22 protein-coding genes are annotated in these 22411 nt (G+C 68.9%); 15 read left to right on the forward strand and 7 right to left on the reverse strand.

Translation table 11 applies throughout. The features are described from left to right. The first annotated feature begins 76 nt into the window (after window positions 1–76). The 6 genes from ACWPN5_RS26525 to ACWPN5_RS26550 are packed head-to-tail and all read left to right on the forward strand — an operon-like array spanning window position 77 to window position 5205. Window positions 77–1207 (forward strand): ABC transporter substrate-binding protein, encoded by a 1131-nt coding sequence (locus ACWPN5_RS26525; protein WP_200476356.1) that lies wholly within the window; start codon window positions 77–79, stop codon window positions 1205–1207. A 54-nt stretch (window positions 1208–1261) separates the two neighbouring features. Beyond that, window positions 1262–2176, forward strand: a complete 915-nt coding sequence (locus ACWPN5_RS26530; protein ID WP_040136279.1) for a branched-chain amino acid ABC transporter permease — start codon at window positions 1262–1264, stop codon at window positions 2174–2176. Beyond that, window positions 2163–3191 (forward strand): branched-chain amino acid ABC transporter permease, encoded by a 1029-nt coding sequence (locus tag ACWPN5_RS26535; protein WP_247876894.1) that lies wholly within the window; start codon window positions 2163–2165, stop codon window positions 3189–3191. Before ACWPN5_RS26530 ends, ACWPN5_RS26535 begins: the two co-directional genes overlap by 14 nt. Further along, window positions 3188–3955 carry an ABC transporter ATP-binding protein gene (locus tag ACWPN5_RS26540; protein WP_492298339.1) on the forward strand — a complete coding sequence of 256 codons (768 nt, stop codon included), beginning with the start codon at window positions 3188–3190 and terminating at the stop codon, window positions 3953–3955. Before ACWPN5_RS26535 ends, ACWPN5_RS26540 begins: the two co-directional genes overlap by 4 nt. Further along, window positions 3952–4677: an ABC transporter ATP-binding protein gene (locus ACWPN5_RS26545; protein WP_492298340.1), complete on the forward strand. Its 726-nt coding sequence runs from the start codon at window positions 3952–3954 to the stop codon at window positions 4675–4677. The genes ACWPN5_RS26540 and ACWPN5_RS26545 overlap by 4 nt, the downstream gene beginning before the upstream one ends. Before the next feature lie 24 nt (window positions 4678–4701). Continuing rightward, on the forward strand, window positions 4702–5205 hold the full coding sequence (locus tag ACWPN5_RS26550) for an L-2-amino-thiazoline-4-carboxylic acid hydrolase (RefSeq protein WP_492298341.1): 504 nt from the start codon (window positions 4702–4704) through the stop codon (window positions 5203–5205). Between the two features lie 78 nt (window positions 5206–5283). On the opposite strand, the gene ACWPN5_RS26555 is transcribed toward ACWPN5_RS26550, so the two are convergent. Next, a complete protein-coding gene (locus ACWPN5_RS26555) occupies window positions 5284–7281 on the reverse strand; it encodes a methyl-accepting chemotaxis protein (protein ID WP_492298343.1) in 1998 nt (665 codons plus the stop codon). A 369-nt stretch (window positions 7282–7650) separates the two neighbouring features. Here ACWPN5_RS26555 and ACWPN5_RS26560 point away from each other — a divergent pair, with 369 nt between their 5' ends. Together ACWPN5_RS26560 and ACWPN5_RS26565 are read left to right on the forward strand one after the other, a co-directional pair. Further along, window positions 7651–8232 carry an NADPH-dependent FMN reductase gene (locus ACWPN5_RS26560; protein WP_145681834.1) on the forward strand — a complete coding sequence of 194 codons (582 nt, stop codon included), beginning with the start codon at window positions 7651–7653 and terminating at the stop codon, window positions 8230–8232. 104 nt (window positions 8233–8336) lie between these two features. Further along, window positions 8337–9836, forward strand: a complete 1500-nt coding sequence (locus ACWPN5_RS26565; protein ID WP_492298345.1) for an L-lactate permease — start codon at window positions 8337–8339, stop codon at window positions 9834–9836. Window positions 9837–9839: 3 nt separating this feature from the next. Here the strand turns inward: ACWPN5_RS26565 and ACWPN5_RS26570 are convergent, their stop codons facing one another. The 6 genes from ACWPN5_RS26570 to ACWPN5_RS26595 form a co-directional block, all read right to left on the reverse strand. Beyond that, on the reverse strand, window positions 9840–10637 hold the full coding sequence (locus tag ACWPN5_RS26570) for a DeoR/GlpR family DNA-binding transcription regulator (RefSeq protein ID WP_200476349.1): 798 nt from the start codon (window positions 10635–10637) through the stop codon (window positions 9840–9842). A gap of 74 nt (window positions 10638–10711) precedes the next feature. Then, entirely contained in the window at window positions 10712–11788 is a 1077-nt protein-coding gene (locus ACWPN5_RS26575; protein ID WP_492298347.1) for an ABC transporter ATP-binding protein, read from the reverse strand. A 4-nt stretch (window positions 11789–11792) separates the two neighbouring features. Beyond that, on the reverse strand, window positions 11793–12611 hold the full coding sequence (locus tag ACWPN5_RS26580; protein ID WP_492298349.1) for a carbohydrate ABC transporter permease: 819 nt from the start codon (window positions 12609–12611) through the stop codon (window positions 11793–11795). 19 nt (window positions 12612–12630) lie between these two features. Beyond that, complete coding sequence (locus ACWPN5_RS26585; protein ID WP_492298350.1) at window positions 12631–13533, reverse strand: carbohydrate ABC transporter permease; 903 nt, start codon at window positions 13531–13533, stop codon at window positions 12631–12633. Beyond that, on the reverse strand, window positions 13530–14801 hold the full coding sequence (locus tag ACWPN5_RS26590) for an ABC transporter substrate-binding protein (protein WP_492298352.1): 1272 nt from the start codon (window positions 14799–14801) through the stop codon (window positions 13530–13532). Before ACWPN5_RS26590 ends, ACWPN5_RS26585 begins: the two co-directional genes overlap by 4 nt. Window positions 14802–14891: 90 nt before the next feature. Further along, window positions 14892–15527, reverse strand: coding sequence for a class I SAM-dependent methyltransferase (locus tag ACWPN5_RS26595; protein ID WP_103039471.1), 636 nt, complete (start codon window positions 15525–15527; stop codon window positions 14892–14894). A gap of 227 nt (window positions 15528–15754) precedes the next feature. Between ACWPN5_RS26595 and ACWPN5_RS26600 the strand changes: the two genes are divergently transcribed. From ACWPN5_RS26600 to ACWPN5_RS26630, 7 genes are all read left to right on the forward strand, one after another. Then, a complete protein-coding gene (locus ACWPN5_RS26600) occupies window positions 15755–16783 on the forward strand; it encodes an AAA family ATPase (protein ID WP_137105960.1) in 1029 nt (342 codons plus the stop codon). Beyond that, window positions 16773–17630 (forward strand): ParB/RepB/Spo0J family partition protein, encoded by an 858-nt coding sequence (locus tag ACWPN5_RS26605; protein ID WP_492298353.1) that lies wholly within the window; start codon window positions 16773–16775, stop codon window positions 17628–17630. The genes ACWPN5_RS26600 and ACWPN5_RS26605 overlap by 11 nt, the downstream gene beginning before the upstream one ends. A 133-nt stretch (window positions 17631–17763) precedes the next feature. Then, window positions 17764–18234: a hypothetical protein gene (locus ACWPN5_RS26610; RefSeq protein WP_145681841.1), complete on the forward strand. Its 471-nt coding sequence runs from the start codon at window positions 17764–17766 to the stop codon at window positions 18232–18234. An 81-nt stretch (window positions 18235–18315) separates the two neighbouring features. Further along, the gene (locus ACWPN5_RS26615; RefSeq protein WP_492298355.1) at window positions 18316–19167 is read left to right on the forward strand and encodes a DUF8581 family protein; all 852 of its coding nucleotides are present in this window, start codon (window positions 18316–18318) and stop codon (window positions 19165–19167) included. 19 nt (window positions 19168–19186) lie between these two features. After that, window positions 19187–19825 carry a hypothetical protein gene (locus tag ACWPN5_RS26620; RefSeq protein ID WP_492298356.1) on the forward strand — a complete coding sequence of 213 codons (639 nt, stop codon included), beginning with the start codon at window positions 19187–19189 and terminating at the stop codon, window positions 19823–19825. 291 nt (window positions 19826–20116) lie between these two features. Next, window positions 20117–20857 carry a beta-ketoacyl-ACP reductase gene (locus ACWPN5_RS26625; protein WP_109071327.1) on the forward strand — a complete coding sequence of 247 codons (741 nt, stop codon included), beginning with the start codon at window positions 20117–20119 and terminating at the stop codon, window positions 20855–20857. Window positions 20858–21277: 420 nt separating this feature from the next. Beyond that, window positions 21278–22399: an acyltransferase family protein gene (locus ACWPN5_RS26630; RefSeq protein ID WP_492298358.1), complete on the forward strand. Its 1122-nt coding sequence runs from the start codon at window positions 21278–21280 to the stop codon at window positions 22397–22399. The last annotated feature ends 12 nt before the right edge of the window (window positions 22400–22411 follow it).

Below are 22411 nucleotides of genomic sequence, written 5' to 3' on the forward strand. Positions count from 1 at the left end.
GCTTAAGCCACCCAACCGTACGACGCTGCCCAACACCGGCCTCGAAGCCGGCCTTCACAAGAAAGGTTCACCTGCGATGACCGCCCTGAAGACCGCCTCCCTCGCCGCCCTCATGACGGCCGCGCTGGCCGGCACCGCTTTGACCACCGGCACCGCCCTGGCCGCCGACACCGTGAAGATCGGCTACCAGCTGCCGCTGACCGGCGAGACCGCCCAGTACGGCCAGGACTTCCGCAAGGCCGCCGAGATCGCGCTGACCGAGTTCAACGCGTCCGGCAAGCCCTTCAAGGCCGAGATCGTCTTCGAGGACAGCCGCTCCGACGCCAAGGAAGGCACCAACATCGCCCGCAAGTTCGTGGACGACAAGGAAATCGTCGGCGTGCTGGGCGACTTCACCTCGGGCGTGTCGATGGCCTCGGCGCAGGTCTACAAGGATGCCGGGATGCCGCAGCTCTCGCAGACGGCCTCGCATCCGGACTACACGAAGATCTCCAAGTACCAGTTCCGCAACATCGCCACCCAGGCGCAGGAAGGCCCCTACAACGCCAAGTGGATGCTGTCCAAGGGCTACAAGAACATCGCCGTCATCGCCGAGCAGACCGACTGGGGCCAGTCCGTCGTCTCCGGCTTCAGCGACGGCGTGAAGGCCAACGGCGGCACGGTGGTCTTCTCCGAGTTCTTCAACCGCGGCCTGAAGGACTACCGCTCGCTGATCAGCAAGCTGGAGCGCGCGAAGCCGGACGCCATCTACACCGGCTTCTTCTACGAGGACGGCGCGCAGTTCCTGCGTCAGGTGCAGCAGCTCGGCATCAAGACCCCGGTCTACTCGACCTCGGCCGCCTACAGCCCGAAGCTGATCGAGCTGGCCGGCGAAGCCGCGGAAGGCGTGCACCTGACCTCCAACTTCCTGCCGACCGACCCGGCCCCGCACATCCAGCATTTCGTGACGGAGTGGAAGGCCGCCTCCAACGGCGCGGTTCCGGGCCAGTTCCCGGCGCAGGCCTATGACGCCGTGCGCATCATGCTGGCCGCGGTCGAGAAGGCCTACCCGAACCCGACCCGCGAGAAGGTGCGCGACGCCCTGGCCGAGACCAAGGACTTCGCCGGCGTGACCGGCAAGACCAGCTTCAGCGCCGACCGCGAGGCCGAGAAGGAGCTGGTGAAGGTCGAGGTCAAGGGCGGCGCCTTCGTGCCGGTCGCCGACTGACCGGCGCACGCCCTACCGACCCGATAGCCTAACGATCTCCAGCGAACGGCCCGCATGATCGACCCTTATTACCTCCAGCAGCTCGCCATCGGGCTGTCGCTGGGGATGACCTACGCGCTGATGGCGATCGGCTTCACGCTGATCTTCGGCGTGCTGAACGTCGTCAACTTCGCCCATGGCGAGGTCTACACGCTGGGCGCCTTCGCCGGGCTGGTGCTGATTTCCGCGACGGCCCCGCCGATCTTCGCGGTGATCTTCATCGCCCTGGCGATCGGCGCCATGGCCGGATTCTCGTTGGAGCGGATCGCCTTCAAACCCTTCCGCCGCTTCACCGACGAGGCGTCGCTGAAGTCGCGGGCGATGCGCGAATCCACCCTGCTTTCCTCGCTCGCCGTGTCCATCGTGGTGCGCGAGGCGCTGGAGATCGTGTTCGGGTCGCAGATGCGCTCCGTCCCGTTCGAATATCTCATCAACACGCCGGTGCGCATCGGGCCGGTGATCCTGGTGACCGGCGACTTCATCATCTTCGGCGTGGCCGCCGCGATGCTGATCGGCCTCCAGTATCTGCTGACCCGCACCCGCATCGGCCTGTCGATCCGGGCGGTGTCGAACAACCCGCTGGGCGCCAAGTATGTGGGCATCGACACCGACCGCACCATCATCATGACCTTCGTCGTCGGCTCGATGATGGGGGCGGCGGCCGGCATCCTGACCGGGCTCTATTACGGGGCGATCTTCCCCGCCATGGGCTTCGTTCCCGGCATCAAGGCCTTCGTCGCCATGGTGATGGGCGGGCTGTCCTCGATTCCGGGGGCGGTCATCTGCGCCCTGATCCTGGGCATCTCGGAGAGCATGGCGACGACCTTCGTGTCGTCGGGCTGGTCGGACATGGTGGCCTACGGCTTCCTGATCCTGACCCTGATCTTCTTCCCCAACGGACTGTTCGGAGCGCGCCGTGAACGTGTCTGACCTGTCGGCGCCGCCGCGCGGGCGGGGGTTGCTGATACCGCTCCTGCTCGCCCTGCTGGTCTTCGTGGGGCTGCCGGCCATGCTGGCCGGCTTCGACCGCGGCTATTTCTACCAGATCGCCAATCTGGCGCTGATCTTCATCCTGCTGTCCGCCTCCATGCATCTGGTCACCGGGGTGGCCGGGCTGCTGCATCTCGGGCACGCCGCCTTCTACGGGGTCGGCGCCTACACCGCCGCCCTGCTCTCGACCAAGTTCGGGCTGGGCTTCACGGTGACGCTGCCGCTGTCCGGTGTGGTGGCGGCGCTGATCGCCTTCCTGGTGGCGCTGCCGACCATGCGGCTGGTCAGCATCTATTTCGCCGTGGCGACGCTGGCCATCGGGCAGATGCTCTATCTGGTCATGCTGAACTGGGTGGAGTTCACCAAGGGCCCCAACGGCATCATCGTCACCAAGGGTCTGGAGCTGTTCGGCTTCAGCCTGTCGGGCCGGCTGGCCACCTACTACACGGTGGCGACGGTGGTGGCGCTGTGCGTGCTGGCGATCGGGCGGCTCAGCCACTCCTACTACGGCAACGCCCTGCGCTCGATCCGAGAGGACGACCAGTGCGCCGACGCCATGGGCGTCAGCACGGCGCGCCTGAAGATGGAGGCCTTCACCCTGTCGGCCTTCTTCGCCGGCGTGGCGGGCAGCCTGTGGGCGCACATGACCGGCTACATCTCGCCGGGCGACTTCAAGTTCTCCGAATCCATCCTGATCCTGGCGATGGTGGTGGTGGGCGGCCTGGGCAGCCTGCCCGGCGCGGTGATCGGCGCGCTGTTGCTGATCCTGCTGCCGGAGGGGCTGCGCGCCTTCGGCGACTTCCGCAACATCATGGTCGGTCTGGTGATGTTCCTGTCGATCCTCCTGCTGCCCAAGGGCCTGCTGGGCGAGGTCTCCGCGCTCCAGCTCGCGCGGCGCCAGTTGGGGGCGGCGTGGCGCAACACCGTGAAGGGCGAAGGGATCGGCTGGCGATGACCCATCTTCTCGACATCCGCAACGTCAGCCGCCGCTTCGGCGGCGTGCTGGCGGTGAACGACGTGACCGGCCATGTGGACGAGGGCGAGCTGGTCGGGCTGATCGGCCCGAACGGCGCCGGCAAGACCACCCTGTTCAACCTGATTTCCGGCTTCACGCCGCTGTCGTCGGGCACCGTCTCCTTCGACGGCAAGACCATCAGTGGGCTGAAGACCAACCAAGTGGCCCGGCTGGGCATCAGCCGCACCTTCCAAAACCTGCGCGTCTTTCCCAACATGTCGGTCTTCGACAACGTGTCGGTGGGCGCGGTCGGCGCGCTGCCGCAGGGGGCGTTCGGCGCCCTGTTCGGCTCCCTCGCCGGGGGCGGCGCCCGCTCCGCCGAGATCAGCCGCCGCACCTGGGAGGCGCTGGAGGCCGTCGGCCTGACCCATGTGGCGGGCGAACTGGCGGCCAACCTGCCCTACGGCCAGCGCAAGTATCTGGAGATCGCCCGCGCCCTGGCGATGCAGCCGCGCTTCCTGATCCTCGACGAACCCGCCGCCGGACTCAACGATACCGAGACCCGCGCGCTGGCCGACTTCATCAAGCGGCTGCACGGCACCGGCTTGACCATCATGCTGGTGGAGCACGACATGACCCTGGTCATGAGCATCTGCCAGCGCATCCTGGTGCTCGCCTCCGGCCGCAAGATCGCCGACGGCCCGCCCGACGCCATCCGCCGCGACCAAGCGGTCCTGGAAGCCTATCTGGGGGTGGACGCATGAGCCAGCCGCAAGCCGACGCGCCGATCCTCGCGATCGAGAACCTGCACGTCACCATGGGGCCGCAGGAGATCCTGCACGGCATCGACCTGAGCGTGGCGCAGGGCGCCATCGTCGCCGTGCTGGGCTCCAACGGTGTCGGCAAGACGACGCTGATGCGGGCGATCTCGGGCGTCTACCGGGCGAGCCGGGGCAGCATCGCCTTCCGCGGCGAGCCCATCGCCAACCTGCCCGCCCACCGCATCGTCAAGCTCGGCCTGTCGCAGGCGCCGGAAGGCCGCCAGATCTTCTCCAACATGAGCGTGCGGGAGAATCTGGTGCTCGGCGGCGGCGACGTGGGCTTGGGCGAACTCGACCGGATGCTCGACATGTTCCCGGTCCTGCGCGAGCGGCTGCGGCAGAACGCCGGGTCGCTGTCGGGCGGCGAGCAGCAGATGCTGTGCATCGCCCGCGCCCTGATGCGCCGCCCGGCCCTGCTCCTGCTCGACGAGCCGTCGCTGGGGCTGGCCCCGATGGTGGTCGCACAGATCTTCGATCTGGTGCAGCGCATCCGGGCGGAGGGCGTGTCGATCCTGCTGGTCGAGCAGAACGCCCGCGCCGCCCTGCGGGTCGCCGACCACGCGGCGGTGATGGAGGACGGGCGCATCGTGCTGGCCGGCCCGGCCGCCCAGCTCCGCGACGATCCCCGCATCGCCGAAGCCTATCTCGGCGGCCACGCGCATTGACCGCCATTTGAGACGGAGACCGTGATGACCGAACCGACCGACACGCCGCCGGCCAAGCCGGTGATGGGCATGCTGGAGCGCCGCGGGATCGAGGCGGCGATCCTGAAGCCGGTCTATGAGGAGATGGCCGCCCGGCTGGGCGAGGCGGTGGCGCAGGAGATCCTGGGCGCCGCCATCACCCGCGCCGCGGTGGAATCCGCCGCGGCCTTCGCCGCGGCCGAGCCGAACGGCACCAGCCTGACGAGCTTCGCCGACCTGCAGCCGCTGTGGACCAAGGACGACGCGCTGCGGCTGGAGGTGCTGCACCAGGACGAGACGCGGTTCGACTACAACGTCACCCGCTGCCGCTACGCCGAGATGTACCGGGAGATGGGGCTGGGTCACATCGGCCATCTGCTGTCCTGCAACCGCGACGCCGCCTTCTGCACGGGCTACGACCCGTCGATCACGATGGAGCGGACGCAGACCATCATGCAGGGCGCCAGCCATTGCGACTTCCGCTACCGCGTGGACAAGCCGCAGGACTGACGGGGGCAGGCCCGAAACGACGACGGCCCGGCGTTCCGCACGCCGGGCCGTCGCTTTTTCAGGGCAGGCTGCGGTTCGTCAGGCGGCCACCGGCTGAAGACCGCGGGTGAGCTGGACAAAGACGTCGCGGAAGCGCGGCTGGGCCACGTCGCTTTCGGCGAAGCGGACATGGACCGCCGCCTTGTCGATGGCCCGCACCTCGAAGGCGACGGTCAGGCCGAAGCGGTCGAGCCGCAGGGTGCCGCGGTCGCCCACGCCGAGGCCGGCGATCCCGTTCAGCATCGCGCCGCCGTTCGACAGGTCGGTCAGGGTGCCGGACTGGTCGCGCCCGTGCACCACCGCGATGCACCCCTCGTTCACCCGGTAGCGCGGGCTGCGGCGGCGGTCGGCGTCGGTCGTGGAGGTGCGGACGACGCGCACCAGCACGCGGCGCAGCTCGTCGATGCTGGTCGCCACCTCGTCCGAACCGGCCCGCACGCCCGAGGCCTGCGATCCGGTCTGGTCGGCGTCGCTGGAGACGGCGGCGATGCGCACCGACACCTCCTGCGCGGCGTTGGAGGTCTCCACCACGTTGCGGCTGATTTCCTGGGTGGCGGCGGCCTGCTCCTCCATCGCCGCGGCGATGGCGCTGGAGATCTGGTCGATCTCGCCGATGGTGTCGCCGATCTCCGCCACAGCACCCACGGCGGTGCCGGTCACCCCCTGGATTTCCGCAATCAGGCGGGTAATCTCCTCGGTCGAGCGGGCGGTCTGGTTGGCGAGGTTCTTCACCTCCTGCGCCACCACCGCGAAGCCCTTGCCGGCCTCGCCCGCACGCGCCGCCTCGATGGTCGCGTTCAGCGCCAGCAGGTTGGTCTGGCTGGCGATGTCGGTGATCAGCTTGACCACCTCGTCGATGCGGCCGACGGCCTCGGACAGCGACTGGATGGTGCCCTGGGTGCGCTGGCCGTTCTCCACAGCGCGGCGGGTGACCGCGCTGGAATGGGCGATCTGCGCGGAGATTTCGCGGATCGAGGCCGCCAGCTCCTCGGTCGCCGCCGCCACGGTCTGGGCGTTGGCCAGCGCTTCCTCGGCCGCCGCGGCGACGTTCTGGGCGTTGATGCTGACCCGCTCGGCGGAGGTCGCCATGGCGTCGGCGTCCTGGGCCATGCCGCCGGTGCGCAGGGCCACCTGCTCCACGGCGTGGCTGGCTTCACGCTCCACCGTCTCGGCCATGGCCTGGAGGGCGGTGATGCGCTCCTCCTCGGCCTGGCGCTGACGCTCCGCGCGCTCCTGGATGGAATAGCTCAGCTTCGCCTTCACGGCGCGGATCTGCGAGCGGATGCGGGCGAACTCCGCCACGCCGGAGCTGGGGACGTTGGTCATCAGGTCGCCGCGGGCGATGGCGTCGAGATGGGTTTCGACGAGCCCGAGCGGACGGCGCACCGTCCCCAGAACGCTGAGCGTGCCGATGCCGGCCACCAGCAGGCCGAACAGCATCAGCCCGCTGAAAATCTCCACGCTGTCGCTGCCGGTCAGGCTCAGCCAGCCGAGAATCATGATGGTCAGCAGGAGAAGGCCCGTGGTCGCCAGGATGCGCCCGGCGATGCTGGACACCAGATTGCCCAGCCAGACCCCGAAGCCGCGGCGGACGATCTGGCCGTCCAGCAACCCGTACTGCTGGCCGCGCCCGGCGCGGATCTCGGCGTAGATGCGCTCCGCTTCCGCCACCGCCTCGCGGCTCGGCTTGGTGCGGATCGAGATGTACTCCGTCACCACGCCCTTCTCGGTGATCGGGGTGACGTTCGCCTTGACCCAATAATGGTCGCCGCTTTTGGACCGGTTCTTGACCAGCCCTTCCCACGGCCTGCCATCCTTGATGGTTTCCCACAGGTTGGCGAAGGCCGCCGGTGGCATGTCCGGATGGCGCACAAGATTATGCGGCGAGCCGAGTAATTCCGTTTCTGAGAAACCGCTAATATCAACAAACGCTTTATTGACGAACGTGATCTTGCCGCGGGTGTCGGTCCGCGACACAAGCAGCATGTCGTCGGCCATTTCGATTTCGCGGTTCGTAACCGGTCCATTGTCGCGCATAAGCCAGCACCCCGTCGCGGAGAACACGCACAAACACTACTTAAGTGCTACTTCTACTGTATTAATGGGCGAAAAACATCACCATATTGTCGCACCGTCTCAGCCCGTCGCCAGCCTCGCTTGAGCCGGAGCCGACCCGCTAGAGCCTTGCAGGCGCTGGAAAAAGCAGCGATTTATCTTGCATTTTAAGCGTATTCGCAGCGCTGCTTTCCCCTATTGTGGATTCTACGGAGTCCGCCCCGATCCGGAGCGGAGGCGCGGGTCCGGTCCCCGATCCCGCGGGTTGCGGCGCGGGGACGGGGACGGCACCATCCTCCACGCGCACCGTTGGAACGGGCATCACCCTCAAACCGCGACAGGACAAGCACGATGACCGACACCGCCAAGCCCGTCCGCCTTCTCGGCCTTTCCGGCAGCATCCGCCGCCACTCCCACTGCACCGCGGTGCTGGGCACCCTCGCCGACGCGTTGGGCAAGAAGGCGGGCGCCACGGCGGAGATGACGCTCTTCCCGCTGAACGACATCCCGCCCTACGACCCCGACCTGGACGCGGAGAACACGCCGGCCCCGGCCAGCGCGCTGCGCGACTCCATCGCCGCAGCCGACGGGCTGGTCATCATCTCCCCCGAATACAATTACGGCATGTCGGGCGTGCTGAAGAACGCGCTGGACTGGGCGTCGCGCCCGGCCATGAAATCGCCGGTGCGGGGCAAGCCGATCCTCATCATGACGGCGTCCCCCGCCTTCACCGGCGGCGTGCGCGCCCAGCACGAGATGCGCGAGACGCTGTCCGGCATGATGGGCCGGGTCATCGCCCGCCCGCAGGTGGTCATCGGCATGGTGCATGAAAAGATCAAGGACGGCCGGCTGACCGACCAAGCCGCGCTGGACTTCGCGCTGGCCGCCATCGATGACTTGTTGGCGGAAGTCGCCCTGCTGCGCGGGGCCTGAGCCTCCCGGAGAGCGGGGCAGCCGCGCAAAGACCGATGAGGCTGGCCGAAGCGTGTCAATATTAGTATATCAGCACGCTTCTTCCACGGTCCCCTGTGTCGATCATGCCCCTGACCCTCCATCTCCTGCCGCTCGCCGCCACCGTCGCCCTGCTCGTGTCGCGGCGCGTCAGCATGCTGACCGCCGGGACCGCGGGCATGGCGCTGGCCGCCGGGGTGCTCCTGGCGGCCCTGATGGTGGCGCAGCCGAGCGGCGCCACCGCTCCGGATTGGCTGGCCCAACTGCCCGGCCTGCTCCCGACCGTGGCGCTGAAGGCCGGCGAAGGGGCGTGGCTGGCGTGGCACGCCATGTCGATCATCGCGGCGGGCCTGCTGTTCCACCGCGCCTTCGAGGCGCGCGCCGTCAAGGCCGAGGCCCGGAGCGAGGCGAAGACTCCGGCCGAGCGCCGCCGCGCCGTCTTCGTCGCCTGCCTGCTCGCCGGTCCCTTCGCCGAATCGGTGACCGGGTTCGGCGTCGGGCTGGTGGTGGCGCTCGCCCTGCTGCGCCCGCTGAACCTGCCGCCGGCCCACGCCGCGGCGCTGGGCCTGTTCAGCCAGATGCTCGCCCCCTGGGGCGCGCTGGGAGTCGGCACACGAGTCGGTGCGGAGCTGATCGGCGTCTCCTTCACCGAGCTGGGGACGGCCAGCGCCGCTCTGATGGTGGTCGTGCTGCCCAGCCTGCTGCTGGTGTTCTGGCGGCTGATCCACGGCGCCGGCCTGACCTCCGGCCCGATCGACCGGGTCCGGGACCTCGCCCTGATGCTGGCGCTGGCCGGGCTGCTCTGGCTGACCAACCGTTTCGTGGCGCCGGAGCTGGGCGGCGGGCTGGCGACGGCAGTGCTTCTGCTGGCGGTGGAGGCGCGGCGGCTGCCGCGCGACGCCGCCGGCCTGTCGCGGCTGCTCGCCCTGCTGTGGCCCTATGTGGTTCTGGTCGGCGGGCTGATGGCGACCCGGCTGGTGCCGCCGCTGTCGGGCTGGACGGCGGACCATCTGGTGCTCGATCCGTTCGGCGGGCTGGCCCCGATGCCCCTGCTGCGTCACCCCTCGACCTGGCTGGTCGCCATCGCCCTGGTCATGCTGGCGGGCCTGCCGAGCGGGCGCGCCCTGGCGGTGGCGGGTCCCGCGCTGCGCGCGGCGCTGGTGCCGATGGCGGCGACGCTGGTCTTCGTGGAACTGGCGGCCTTCATGGCCGCCTCCGGCGGGGCGGCGGCCTTCGGGCAGGCGTGGCAGGCGGTGGCCGGGTCCGCCGCCGTGCTGGCGGTGCCGGTGCTGGGGGCGGCGACGGGGATGCTGACCGGCTCCAACACGGCGTCGAATGCCCTGATGATGCACATCCAGGTCAATCTGGCCTCGGGCAGCGGCCTGCCGCTGATCGCCGCCGCCGCGATCCAGGTGGTGGCCGGCAGCGTCTGCACGCTGCTCACCCCCGGCCGGATCGTGCTGGCCTCCAGCCTGCTGGGGCTGACCAAGGCGGAATCCGCGATCTACCGGCTGGCGCTGCCCATCGGCGTCGCCTCAACGGCGTCGCTGCTCCTCGTCGTCACCGCCTGGGTCTGGCTGGTTTAAGGGTCAGTCCTGGGGTTCCGGCTCCGTCGCGCGGTCGGGGAACAGCTCCTCCACCCGCACGCCCGCGTCCCGGCAGATGCGGGCCAGCCGGTCGGAGGGCAGGACGTCGGTGACGAAGGTGTGGACCTGCGAGATGTGGCCGATGCGCACCGGGGCGGTGCGCTCCAGCTTGCTCCGGTCGGCGACCAGGATGACGTGCCGGGCGTTCGCCATGATCGCCTGCGAGACCCGCACCTCGCGGTAGTCGAAGTCGAGCAGCGCTCCGCTCTCGTCGATGGCCGAGGCGCCGATCACCGCGAAATCGGCCATGAACTGGTTGAAGAAGTCGATGGCGGCCTCGCCGACGATGCCGCCGTCCGACCGACGCACCACGCCGCCGGCCACGATCACCTCGATGTGCGGCTCGGGGCGCAGCAGGTTGGCGACGTTGATGTTGTTGGTGATGACCACCAGCCCGCTGCGCCCTTGGAGGGCGCGGGCGACCTCCTCCGTCGTCGTGCCGATGTTGATGAAGAGGGAGGAGCTGTCGGGCACCAGCTCCGCCGCGCGGCGTCCGATGGCGCGCTTCTCGTCCTGGGCGATCAGCCGCCGCGCCTCGTAGCCGAGATTCTCGACCCCCGATCCGGCGACGGCGCCGCCGTGGACCCGCTGGAGCAGGCGGCGGTCGCACAGCTCGTTCAGATCCTTGCGGATCGTCTGCGGCGTGACGTTGAAGCGGGCGGCAAGATCGTCGACCAGCACGCGCCCCTGCGTGCGGGCGAGCGCCAGGATGTCGGTCTGCCGGGGGGTCATGATGTCCATGGCGGCATTCAAGCGGACCGCCGCTTCGCCCGCAAGTTCATTCGAAAGCAGAGCGGCTCACCCCATGCCCGCGCTCAGAGCCTTTGCCCATCCGGACCAAAGAGATGCGCGGTTTCGCCCCGCAGGTTCAAGCGCAAACGCTCCCCCGCCGCCACCGGCCGGTCGCCGTCGAGACGAACCAGGAGCCGCTGCCCGTCCTCCAGCGCGGCGTGGCAATGCGTCTCGCCGCCCAGCCGCTCCACCGCCAGGATGGTGGCGAGCAGCCCGACCCCGCCGTCGGCCAAACCGACATGCTCCGGCCGGACGCCGAGCGTCACGGGCGTGCCCGCCGGCGGCGCGGCGCCGTCCACCGCGACGTCCAGCGGCACCCCGCCGGGCAGCCACACCCGCACCGACCCGTCCGTCCGCCCCTCCGAGACCACATCCAGGAAATTCATGGCCGGCGAGCCGATGAAGCCGGCGACGAAGCGGTTGCGCGGGCGGTGGTAAAGTTCCAGCGGCGTGCCTGCCTGCTCCACCCGCCCGGCGTTCAGCACGACGATGCGGTCGGCCAGGGTCATCGCCTCCACCTGATCGTGGGTCACGTAGATCATGGTGACGCGCAGGTCGGCCTTCAGCTTGGCGATTTCCAGGCGCATCTGGACGCGCAGGCCGGCGTCGAGGTTGGACAGCGGCTCGTCGAACAGGAAGACCTGCGGCTCGCGCACGATGGCCCGCCCGATGGCGACGCGCTGGCGCTGACCGCCGGACAGGTCGCGCGGCTTGCGGTCGAGCAGGTCCTCGATCTGAAGAAGACGCGCGGCGTCGCGCACCCGCTCCGCGATGGCCGCCTTGTCGGTCCGCGACAGCGTCAGGCCGAAGGCCATGTTCTCGTAGGCTGTCATGTGCGGGTAAAGCGCGTAGGACTGAAAGACCATGGCGATGCCGCGCGCCGCCGGCGGCCGATCGTTCACCCGCTGCCCGCCGATGGACAGGTCCCCGGCACTCGGCTCCTCCAGCCCGGCGATCAGGCGCAGCAGCGTGGACTTGCCGCAGCCGGACGGGCCGACGAAGGCGACGAACTCGCCGTCTGCGACCTCCAGATCGACGCCGTGGATGACCTCGATCCGCCCGAAGCTCTTGCGCACCCCGCGCAGCGTGACGCCCGCCATCGCCCTACCCCTTCACAGCGCCGGCGGTCAGGCCGGAGACGATCCGCCGCTGGAACAGCAGCACCAGCCCGATCAGCGGCACCGTCACCACAACCGACGCCGCCATGATCTGGCCCCAGGGCAGCTCGTACTGGCTGGCCCCCGACATCAGCGCGATCGCCACCGGCACGGTGCGCGCGTCGTCGGTCAGGGTGAAGGTCAGGGCGAACAGGAACTCGTTCCAGGCGGCGATGAAGGCGAGCAGCCCGGTCGCTGCCAGCGCCGGCCCCATCAGCGGCAGGAACACCCGCGTCACGATCACGAAGGGACCGGCGCCGTCCACCATGGCGGCCTCCTCCAGCTCCTTCGGCAGCTCGCGCATGAAGGTGGTCAGCACCCACACGGTGAAGGGCAGCGTGAAGATCAGGTAGGACAGCACCAGCGAGCCGATCCGGTTGTAGAGGCCGAGCCAGCGCACCAACTCGAACAGGCCCGACAGCACGGCGACCTGCGGGAACATCGACACGCCCAGCACCACGAACAGCAGAAGCCCCCGCCCGCGGAAGCGCACCCGCCCCAGCGCGTAGGCGGCCAGCACCGCCAGCCCCAGCGACAGCGCCACCACCGCCGAGGCGGCCAGCAGGGAGTTCAGGATGTTCCGCCCGAAGGGCTGCTCCTTGAAGATCGCCGCGTAGTTCGCCAGCGAAGGCTGCGACGGCCATGCCTCCACCGTGAACAGCGCGCTGCCCGCCTTCAGCGAGGTGATGATGGCCCAGGCGAAGGGGAACACCGCCCAGACGACGATCCCCAGAACCAGCAGGCCGAAGACTATGCGGCCAATCATGCGTTTCGGGTCCATCCCCTCACCTCCCCGCGTCGACGCGGACGCGGCCGAGCGTCACCGCCAATACCGTCGCCACCGCCAGCACCAGGACGAGCAGGGTCGCCGCGGCGGAGCCGTAGCCCACGTCCTGGAAGTCGATCAGATATTGCCGGGCATAGACCGACATCGACATGGTCGAGCGGCTGTTGCCGGTCAGCACATACATCAGGTCGAACACGCGCAGCGCGTCCAGCGTGCGGAACAGCACCGCCACCATCAGCGCCGGACGGATCAGCGGCAGGGTGATGCGGAAGAAGACCTTCAGCGGATGCACCCCGTCCACCCGCGCCGCCTCGTAGAGGTCGCGCGGCAGCATCTGGAGCGCGGCCAGGATCAGCAGCGCCATGAAGGGCGTGGACTTCCAGACATCGACCGCGATCACCACCGGCAGGGCCAGATCGGGGTCGGCAGTCCAGGCCCTCGGCTCGGCGATCAGCCCCAATCCCATCAGGATCGCGTTCACCACGCCGTAGAGGTCGTGGAACATCCACCCCCACATCTGGGCCGACACCACCGTAGGGATCGCCCAGGGGATCAGCACGGCGGCGCGCAGCAGCCCGCGCCCCGGCAGATGCGCGTTCAGGATCAACGCGATGCCCAGCCCCAGCGCCGTTTCGATCCCCACCGACACTACGGTGAAGACCAGCGTGTTCCACACCGCCCGCCACCAGACGGGGTCGCGCATCAGCCACAGGTAATTGTCCAGCCCGACTCCCTGGAAGCCGTCCAGCGTGGCGAGCGTCGCGTCGGTGAAGGAGAAGAAGACGGTGCGGAACAGCGGCCACCCGGCCACCCCCGCCAGCACGATCAGCATCGGCAGCAGGAACAGCCATGCCGCGCGGCGTCTCTGCCGCTCCAGACTGGAGTGCGGAAGACCGCTCACCAGCGCCCTCCCCGACTGATGCGGACCAGAGCCTCCTTGAGATCGGGCAACATCGCCTTGGCGTCCTGCCGTCCGGACAGCACCTCGTGGACGTTGGCGTAGAACTCCGCCGATACCTGATTGTAGCGCATGCCCGTCGCCTGGGCCGGGCGGTTGACCGCGTTGGCGATGGAGTCGGCCAGCGCCGCGAAGAAGGGGTTGGCGGCCAGCACCTCCGCGTCCTCGTAGAGCGCCGGGATGGTCGGGTTGGACGCGCCGTGGATAGCCCGGCGCTTCTGCTCAGCCAAACCGGTCAGGTACAGCGCCAGGTCCGCGGCCTCGTCCGCATGGGCGGAGAATTTGCTGACCGCCAGCAACTGCCCGCCCAGCGTGGAGGTGTGGCGTCCCTCCGGTCCGCCCTTGGGCAGCGGCACCACGGCGACCTTGCCACCGACCGCGCTGTCCGCCGCGTTGACCAGCGTCCAGGCGTAGGGCCAGTTGCGCATGAAAACGGCGTTGCCGGACTGGAAGACGCCGCGCGCCTCCTCCTCCATGTAATTGAGGACTCCGGGCGGGCTGATCGAGCCGACCCAGCCGCGGGCCATGGCCAGCGCCTCGGCGGCCTGCGGGTTGTCGATGGTGATGGCGCCGTCGGGGGAGACGATGGTGCCGCCGTTGCGGCTGGCGATCCATTCCAGCGCGTTGACGGTCAGCCCCTCATAGGCGCGGCCCTGCCAGACATAACCCCACATCCGGTCCCGCCCGGCGGCGAGCTCCTCCCGCTGGATCAGGGCGGCGGTGTCCCGAAGCTCCTCCCAGGTCTGCGGCACGGGGCGCCCGTGGGCCTCCAGCAGATCCTTGCGGGCATAGAGGACCCCGGCGTCGGCGAACCAGGGCATCGCGACCAGCCGGCCCTTGACCGTCGCCGCCTCGACCATCGCCGGAAGATGTTGGCGAACAACGTCCGGCCCGGCGCGGTCCTTCAGATCGATGAAGTAGTTGCCGAGGATGCCCGGCCAGACCACGTCGATCTGAAAGACGTCGATGTCCGGCGAGCCGGCGGCGAGAAGCTGCTGGTAGAGCGCCAGCTGCTCGCTCGCCCCCTTGGGCGGGGAGACGAAGCGCACCTCATTCCCGCTGCGCCGCGCCCATTCCTGGGCGCCGTCGCGGCACAGGTCGAAGCTGATGCCGAGCCCGCTGCAGGCAAGAGTCACCGTCGCCCCGGCGGCGGGCAGCGCCGAGACGGCCGTCAGCATCCCCGCCAAGAGCAACGCGCACCGCCGCGCCATGGAGCCCCTTCCATTCCCGGTCGATCCGGGTCCGGAAGGGAAACTGCAATGGCCGCGGTCGAGTTCCCTGACGCTTATGCCCCCGGCCCGTCAGGCGGGGGTGGCGGCCTCGCGGCGGCAGTGCAGCAGGCTGAACAGGCCGAAGGGCGGAACGGTCTGCAACTCCTCGACCTTCAGGCGGGAGCCGGACATCAGCGTGTCCAGCGTGAAGTCGGGCCGCCAGCCCAGCTTCTTGGAAAAGGGCGCCATCCAGTTCTCCACCGAGCGGCGGATGCCCGGCTTGTCGGCGGCGAAGTGGTTGACGATCAGGATGTCGCCGCCGGGACGGCAGACGCGCTCCAGCTCGTTCATCGTGCCCTGCGGGTCGGGGACCACCGTCATCACGTACATGGCGACCACGAGGTCGAAGCTGCCGTCGGCGAAGGCGAGCTTGCCGGCGTCCATCTCCAGCAGGCCGTCCACATTCTCCAAGCGCTCGCGGTCCACCCGGTCCTGGGCGACGCGCAGCATCTCCGACGACAGGTCGATGCCGACCACGCGGTTGTCCTTGCGGTAGTCGGACAGGGAGATGCCCGTGCCCACGCCCACCTCCAGAACGCGCAAGCCCCCCCGCCGGTTGATCCACTTCACGGCGGCGTGCCGGCCGGACGCCAGCAGGTTTCCGAAGACGGGGTCGTAGAAGCGCGCGTAGCGCCGGTAGGCGGCGCGGATGGAGTCGGCGTCCATTGGGTCTCCCTCACGATTCCTGGCGCAGGATTTTCGGCCGCGACCATAGCGGCCTTTCGCACCACAGGAAAGCCGCAGCGCGCCTCCTTGTTCCATACCGGGTTCCACGCCTGGGCGCACGTTCCCGTCCGTTTCGAAGCGTCATCACATGTGAAGCACGGCGGTTGACACCACCATCAACATGACTCATGGTGCCCGCGCGATCACCCCAAATAAGGGATGCCCCCGTGGCCCACGAGATGAGCGGCGAGGAGCTGCGCCGCTACCGCGAACAGCGCGGCATGAACCAGCAGGCACTGGTCGGCTGGCTGAACGAACGGCTGAACCGGCGCTACGACCGCGCCAAGATCTCCCGCTGGGAAACCGGGGCGGAGCGGATTCCGCAGAACGTCGCGGGCGCCCTGAAGACCGCGACGGAGCCGGTGGGCATCCCCGCCGCGGCGGCGGTGCGGGCGGCCCCGGTGGTGTTCTGCGCCGCCAACCAGAAGGGCGGCGTCGCCAAGACGACCACCTGCGTCAACGTCGCGTGGCTGCTCGCCCAGTCGGGACGGCGCGTGCTGCTGATCGACTGCGACCCGCAGGCCAACGCCACCGTGCATCTGGGCGTCGATCCGCACGAGCGGGAGCTGGCCAAGGCGACCCTGACCCACGCGCTGAAGGCCAGCCGGCCGATGCGGGAGTTCATGACCCCGGTCTGCGACGGCGCGTTTGATCTGCTGCCCTCCTCCATCTCGCTGGCGGCGACCGACCGGGAGCTGCTGCGCCAGCCCAACGGCACGCTGATCCTGCGCGCCAAGATCGCCCAGCTCGCCGGCCAGTACGACTTCGTGGTGCTGGACTGCCCGCCGCATCTGGGCGAGCTGACCGTCTCGGTGCTGAACGCCGCCGACCAGCTGCTGATTCCGACCCAGACGGAGATGCTGTCGATGATGGGCATCCCGCAGCTGTTCGAGACCATCGCCGGCGTGCGCGAGCTGGTGAATCCGCGGCTGCAGATCCTCGGCGTCCTGCCGACCATGTACAGCCCGCGCCGCCTTCAGGACGAGACGGTGATGAGGGAGCTGCGCGAGCTTGCCGCGGCGGAGCAACTCCACCTCTTCTCCCCGGTGAAGCGGGCCGCCGACTACTCCAAGAGCGTGATGGCCGGGCGTCCCGGCCTCGCCTACAACCCGAACTCCGCGGGCGCGGAGAGCTACCGCGAGATCGCCGACGCCCTGCTGGCCCTCGCCGGGGAGGAGATGCGCCATGGCGCGTAAGCTCGACACCTCCAACGCCGGCCTGTTCAAGCGGGCGCTCAGCCGCACCGGCAGCGGCGGGGGCAGCAACGCCGCCCTGTTCGGCCTGTCCGGCAAGATGCGCCACCGCGAGATTCCGCTGGAGCAGGTGGAGCCCAACCCCGACCAGCCGCGGCGCAACGCCCGCGGGGCCGACATCGCCGCACTGGCCGCCTCGATCGGCGAGCGTGGGCTGCTGCAGCCGATCAACGTGCGGGAGGTCGCCCCCGACCGCTTCCAGATCGTGGCCGGGGAGCGGCGCTACTGGGCCTTCCGCGCGCTGGATCGGGAGACCATCCCGGCTCTGGTCATCGACACCGACGACGTCCAGGCGCTGGCCCTGATCGAGAACACCCAGCGCGTCGACCTGCACCCCATCGACCTCGCTTTGACGCTCGCCAGGCTGATCGGCGACAAGGGGCTGACCCAGGAGCAGGCCGCCGTCCTGATCGGCAAGTCGCAGGAGTATGTGGCCCGCCTGCTGGGCATCCTGCGCCTGCCCACCCGCATCCTGGAGGAGGCTCCGGACCGACCCGCCGTCTCCGTCTCCCTCCTCATGGAGCTGGCTGAGCTGCCCGACGAGGCGATCCAGCTCGCGCTCTGGAAACGGGCCGGCGACGGCCTGACCGTCAAGGACGTGCGCAACGCCAAGCAGGAGCGCAAGGCGGCCCTTCCGGCCACCCCGTCCGCGGCCCCCGCCTTGCGGGCGCTCCGCAGCAACGTTGACAAAATCCACAGCCTGCGCGCGTCGGGCCATGCGCTGGCCGAGGATCAGCGGCGGGAGCTGCGCGATCTGCGCGACGCCATCGACGCGCTGCTGCGCGAGTGAGGGGCAAAAGAAAAATCACCTGAACGGGAGATTTTTTATCACACCCCCGCTCCGATAGCGGTCATTGGACAGAATTCGACTCTTGCGCGATGCTTGGCGGTGTTCCGCCATCCGTCTCCAGAAGGGTGCAACCATGTCCGATACCGCTGTCGCCAATCCGACCGCCTCCACCGCCCAATTGCCGGCCGTCCAGGCGCCCGCGGCTCCATCCGCGCCGCCGCCGAGCGGTGCTGCCGTCATCCAGAACGAGCAGGGCAAGGCCAATTCCCTGCTGAACACCATCGCGGACAAGCTGGACCGGCTGGTCACGCTGACGGTGGTGACCGCGATCGCCGACATCGACGTGGTGCAGGATGACCCCAATCAGGTGGGCTTCACCTGCCGTCCGAAGTCCGGCACGACCATCGAGGCGTTCCAGACCCAGGTCAATCTGGTCACCGGCGACATCGAGAACCTGATCAGCCGCGATTTCGCGACCAACACCGCCTACCACAGCCTGACCGAGTTCCACCTCGCCCAGGTGACCAAGAGCAGCGACATCGTCAGCACCAACCTGAAGGCGATCCGCGATCTGGCCGTCCAGATCTCAGGCCGCCCGAGCTGACCCGCCGGCGGTCCGGCGGGGGGCGTTCCTTCCCCCGCCGCAGCCCGCCCCCACGCCCTTCCCGAACCAGCAAGGTGGCCGATGTCCCAGTTCGTCGATCTGGCGCGCAACCTTCTCGCGCTCGAAATCAACACCGTGCTGAAGACCGGCATCTCGGCGGAGAAGATGCCGCTGGCGGGAGACGCCCTGATCGATCTGGCGCAGGAATATTATGTCTTCCTGTGCGAGCAGCTGGACACCTTCGGCAGCCGCGAGACGGCGATCCTCGCCCCTTGGGCCGGCCGGATCTCGGAAACCTTCCATTGGGGGCTGGCGCCGTTCGTCCCGCCATCCGATGCCGCCCAGCCCGACCGCTACGACCCCTTCTTCTTCAGCCGCGACCTGCCGGGCAACGACCCGGCGCGCGGCACGACGCTGAAGGTCTTCGACGACCTGCGCGAGGTGGCGAGCTGGCTGCGCGAGATGACCGACCGCACCCTGGACGCCGCCCGGCAACCCGGCGCCGGCGCCGACGTGGTGTCCGCCGCGGCGACCATCGACCAGGACGCGCCGCCGATCCTGATGCGCATCCAGCGCAACTCCGACCAGATCAACGACGTGCTGCGGCGGCGCGGCCTGGACACCGTCAGCTATCTGCGCGGGATGGACGAGGAGATCCGCCGCATGCCGGCGCTGAAGACCGCGGACGTGGTGACCATCCGCAAGGCGTGGGACGTGGGGACCGAGCTGGTGGTCATGCAGTCGACGATCCAGATCGACGGCGACGTGGTCACCCGCCTGCTGAAGGGGCGGGACAACGCCGGCAACAGCATCATGATCGGCGTCCACAAGGACGCGGTGGACGTCTCCTTCCGCTATTGGAGCTTCCTGATCGACGCGCTGGGGCGTTTCGCCGGAAAAGCCGTGAACACGCTGGTGGGAGACACGGGGTAGCCCGCTGCGCCGACGCCTCTTGGGCGACCTTCCGCACGGACTCACCTGGCGGCGCGACGCCCTGGCCGAGCTGGCGGGACGGTTGCGCCGGGGCAAGGCCGGGCTGATCCCGCGGCGCGGGCATGGAATCGCCCTGGCTCTTCAGTTCTTCGCCCAGGGCGGACGGACGATCGGCCTGCGCGTGCCGCTGGCCCCGCCCTCGCCCGGCAACGGGGGCGGGCGCGACGGCAGCGGGAGCGGCCTGCGCACCGTTCCGGTCCGCGTGTCGATCCAGCCCGACGGCGACGTCCTGGTCGCCCTGCCCCGCGACGCGGTCGACAGCGGGCGGTTCGACGCCGTATCCGCGGCACACCTGACCGCACAGTTGCGCCGGCTGGTCGGCCGGGTCACCACGGCGAACCCGCTGTGGGAGATCGACGCGCTCCAGGCGCTGGGGGAGGCCGTGACCGCCGTGGCCGGGCTGTGCAGCGGCGCGGTCCTTCTGTGCAACGGGTTCGAGCAGATGACCGCCGGCCAATGGGCGCACAGCGGCGCGACGCTCGTCCTGCTGGCGGCGCCGGCGGCTCTGGCGAAGCTGCGGCCCTGGCTTCTGGGGGCGGTGGCGCCCAGGCTGTTCCCGCTCGCGCTCAAGGCCGGCGGACGAATTCTGCGGATTTGAGCCGATTCCGACTGGCTACCCCGCTTGGTGCGTTGCAGTAAGGCTCTGAAAACTCATTTCTTATTGACATTCCTGTGAAAAATCGCACCCGCTCGCATCTGCGATGTTGCAGCGCATTGGCCCGGAGGCGGACTTGTTCTATGTTATGCCTGCCGCCGCGGTTGATGGGCACCCCGCAGGGACCATCGGCACGACAGCATCCGTAACAAGAAGCAACCCCTTTGCTTCTGCGGTTCACCAGCGGGCTTGCCTCACCAGGAGCTGGCCGTTTCTATTACTGGAGCGATTGTAATGTCTCAGAAGATCGCGCTCGTCACCGGTGCCATGGGCGGTCTCGGCACCGCCATCTGCCAGGCCCTGGCCAAGGACGGTTACATCGTGGCGGCGAACTGCCTGCCGAACTTCGAGCCGGCCGCCGCCTGGCTGGGCCAGCAGGAAGCCCTCGGCTTCAAGTTCTACGTGGCCGAAGGCGACGTTTCCGACTTCGAAAGCTGCAAGGCGATGGTCGCCAAGATCGAAGCCGACCTGGGCCCGGTGGACATCCTGGTGAACAACGCCGGCATCACCCGCGACAAGTTCTTCGCGAAGATGGAAAAGGCGCAGTGGGATGCGGTGATCGCCACCAACCTGAGCAGCCTGTTCAACGTCACCCAGCAGGTGTCGCCGAAGATGGCCGAGCGCGGCTGGGGCCGCATCATCAACATTTCCTCGGTGAACGGCGTGAAGGGCCAGGCCGGCCAGACCAACTACTCGGCCGCCAAGGCCGGCGTGATCGGCTTCACCAAGGCGCTGGCCGCCGAGCTGGCGACCAAGGGCGTCACCGTCAACGCCATCGCGCCGGGCTACATCGGCACCGATATGGTCATGGCGATCCGCGAGGACATCCGCCAGGCCATCACCGACAGCGTCCCGATGAAGCGCCTGGGCCGTCCGGACGAGATCGGCGGCGCGGTGTCCTACCTCGCCTCGGAAATCGCCGGCTACGTCACCGGCTCGACCCTGAACATCAACGGCGGCCTGAACTACCAGTAAGCCACTGGCAGCAAACGGCTCGTTGAACCACACGGCCCGTTCCCGGTTGCTACGCCGGGAGCGGGCCGTGTGCCATTCGCTCTTCGGAGCATCCCTTCAAAGTAAAACACCCGGGATCGGGTGGACCGTTCGCGCCGCACACCTCCCCTTTGTGCCATGGCTTCGGTAACGGCCGGTCATCTGAACAGTATACTCCCGCAGATGTCCTGTTGAATCCGTTCGGGCCCCTGTATCCGCGCCCACCAGCGAGTATGCTCCGCAGCAGCACGCAAGTTGCGTCCTGAGGCCGCATCGCGCTCGTCTTCCGGAATCAACAGACGTCGAGAACCTGCACGTGGGCGCATCCCATGCAGGAAGGGAGGAATCGTGCCTGAAACGCCGATAACGCACACTCTGCCAGGAGACGGGCACGCCCGTCGGATGTCCGGGGCCGATTACGTCTATGGGATCGACATGGTCCGGTTCGCCGCGGCCCTGCTGGTCACCGGCTTCCACCTGACCTGGCGCGACCCCGCGGTCGCCGACGCCATGTGGTCCGGCTGGGCCGGGGTGCAGGTCTTCTTCGTGGTGTCGGGCTTCGTCATCGCCAATTCGGCCAACAACGCCACCCCGGTCGCCTTCATCCGGTCGCGCCTGCTGCGCCTCTACCCGGCGGCCTGGGTCTGCACCATCCTGTGCCTCGTCGCCCTTGTGCTCATGCCCGGTCCCGACCCGGATCTGGCGCGGCGCTTCATCGCCTCCTTCACGCTGGCGCCCGCCGGCCCCTACATCGCGTCGGCCTATTGGACGCTGCCGGTCGAGATCGCCTTCTACGGCGCGGTCTTCCTGCTGCTGCTCAGCGGCAATTTCCACCGGCTGCCGCAGTTCGCCCTGGCGCTCACCGCCGCCAGCTCGGCTTATCTCGGCGTCTACAGCCTGCACGTCTTCGGCGTCGTCCACCTGCCGTTCCTGGAGTTCGAGTACGGCATGCTGAACATGACGCTGCTGCGCCACGGCGTGTTCTTCGCGCTGGGCATCTTCCTGTGGCTGTGGTCGCGCGGCAAGCTGACCCGGTCGGGCATGGCCGCCGCCCTGCTGGCGCTGGTCGCCGCCCCGCTGGAGATCACCGCCCGGTCGGTGGAGTTCGTGGAACGCTCGCCCGTCCCGCTGAACCTCGCCGATCTGTGGATGAACCCGCTGCTGATCTGGGGCGTGTCGCTTCTCGCCATCGCCGCCTCGGCGCGCTGGCGGGCGGAGATCGCCGCGCTGCCGCAATCCCTGCTGTCCCTGCTGCGCGTGGTCGGGCTGGCCACCTACCCGCTCTACCTGCTGCACGAGGTGATCGGCGGCTCGGCCAAGACGCTGGCGATGCAGGCCGGGGCCTCCTCCATGGCCGGGGCGGTGACCGGCGGTGCCCTGTCCATCGCCGTCGCCCTGCTGGTCGCCGCAATCCTCGAACCGGCGGTGCGCGACCGGCTGCGCCGCCTGCTCGACATCCCGCAGGCCGCCTTCTCGGCCCGCCCCGCCTTCAGCACCTTCTACCGCTCCGGCGGAACCGTCTGAAAACAGACGCCT

Source organism: Azospirillum sp. UENF 211521 (assembly GCF_058780535.1).

What these genes read in the sequence shown, in the direction of transcription:
- ACWPN5_RS26625 (WP_109071327.1), top strand. Translation starts at nt 20,117, where the DNA reads ATGTCTCAGAAGATCGCGCTCGTCACCGGTGCCATGGGCGGTCTCGGC.
- ACWPN5_RS26565 (WP_492298345.1), top strand. Translation starts at nt 8,337, where the DNA reads ATGCCCCTGACCCTCCATCTCCTGCCGCTCGCCGCCACCGTCGCCCTG.
- ACWPN5_RS26630 (WP_492298358.1), top strand. Translation starts at nt 21,278, where the DNA reads ATGTCCGGGGCCGATTACGTCTATGGGATCGACATGGTCCGGTTCGCC.
- ACWPN5_RS26570 (WP_200476349.1), bottom strand. Translation starts at nt 10,637, where the DNA reads ATGGACATCATGACCCCCCGGCAGACCGACATCCTGGCGCTCGCCCGC.
- ACWPN5_RS26540 (WP_492298339.1), top strand. Translation starts at nt 3,188, where the DNA reads ATGACCCATCTTCTCGACATCCGCAACGTCAGCCGCCGCTTCGGCGGC.
- ACWPN5_RS26605 (WP_492298353.1), top strand. Translation starts at nt 16,773, where the DNA reads ATGGCGCGTAAGCTCGACACCTCCAACGCCGGCCTGTTCAAGCGGGCG.
- ACWPN5_RS26560 (WP_145681834.1), top strand. Translation starts at nt 7,651, where the DNA reads ATGACCGACACCGCCAAGCCCGTCCGCCTTCTCGGCCTTTCCGGCAGC.
- ACWPN5_RS26555 (WP_492298343.1), bottom strand. Translation starts at nt 7,281, where the DNA reads ATGCGCGACAATGGACCGGTTACGAACCGCGAAATCGAAATGGCCGAC.
- ACWPN5_RS26545 (WP_492298340.1), top strand. Translation starts at nt 3,952, where the DNA reads ATGAGCCAGCCGCAAGCCGACGCGCCGATCCTCGCGATCGAGAACCTG.
- ACWPN5_RS26615 (WP_492298355.1), top strand. Translation starts at nt 18,316, where the DNA reads ATGTCCCAGTTCGTCGATCTGGCGCGCAACCTTCTCGCGCTCGAAATC.
- ACWPN5_RS26550 (WP_492298341.1), top strand. Translation starts at nt 4,702, where the DNA reads ATGACCGAACCGACCGACACGCCGCCGGCCAAGCCGGTGATGGGCATG.
- ACWPN5_RS26595 (WP_103039471.1), bottom strand. Translation starts at nt 15,527, where the DNA reads ATGGACGCCGACTCCATCCGCGCCGCCTACCGGCGCTACGCGCGCTTC.
- ACWPN5_RS26530 (WP_040136279.1), top strand. Translation starts at nt 1,262, where the DNA reads ATGATCGACCCTTATTACCTCCAGCAGCTCGCCATCGGGCTGTCGCTG.
- ACWPN5_RS26575 (WP_492298347.1), bottom strand. Translation starts at nt 11,788, where the DNA reads ATGGCGGGCGTCACGCTGCGCGGGGTGCGCAAGAGCTTCGGGCGGATC.
- ACWPN5_RS26580 (WP_492298349.1), bottom strand. Translation starts at nt 12,611, where the DNA reads ATGATTGGCCGCATAGTCTTCGGCCTGCTGGTTCTGGGGATCGTCGTC.
- ACWPN5_RS26590 (WP_492298352.1), bottom strand. Translation starts at nt 14,801, where the DNA reads ATGGCGCGGCGGTGCGCGTTGCTCTTGGCGGGGATGCTGACGGCCGTC.
- ACWPN5_RS26525 (WP_200476356.1), top strand. Translation starts at nt 77, where the DNA reads ATGACCGCCCTGAAGACCGCCTCCCTCGCCGCCCTCATGACGGCCGCG.
- ACWPN5_RS26610 (WP_145681841.1), top strand. Translation starts at nt 17,764, where the DNA reads ATGTCCGATACCGCTGTCGCCAATCCGACCGCCTCCACCGCCCAATTG.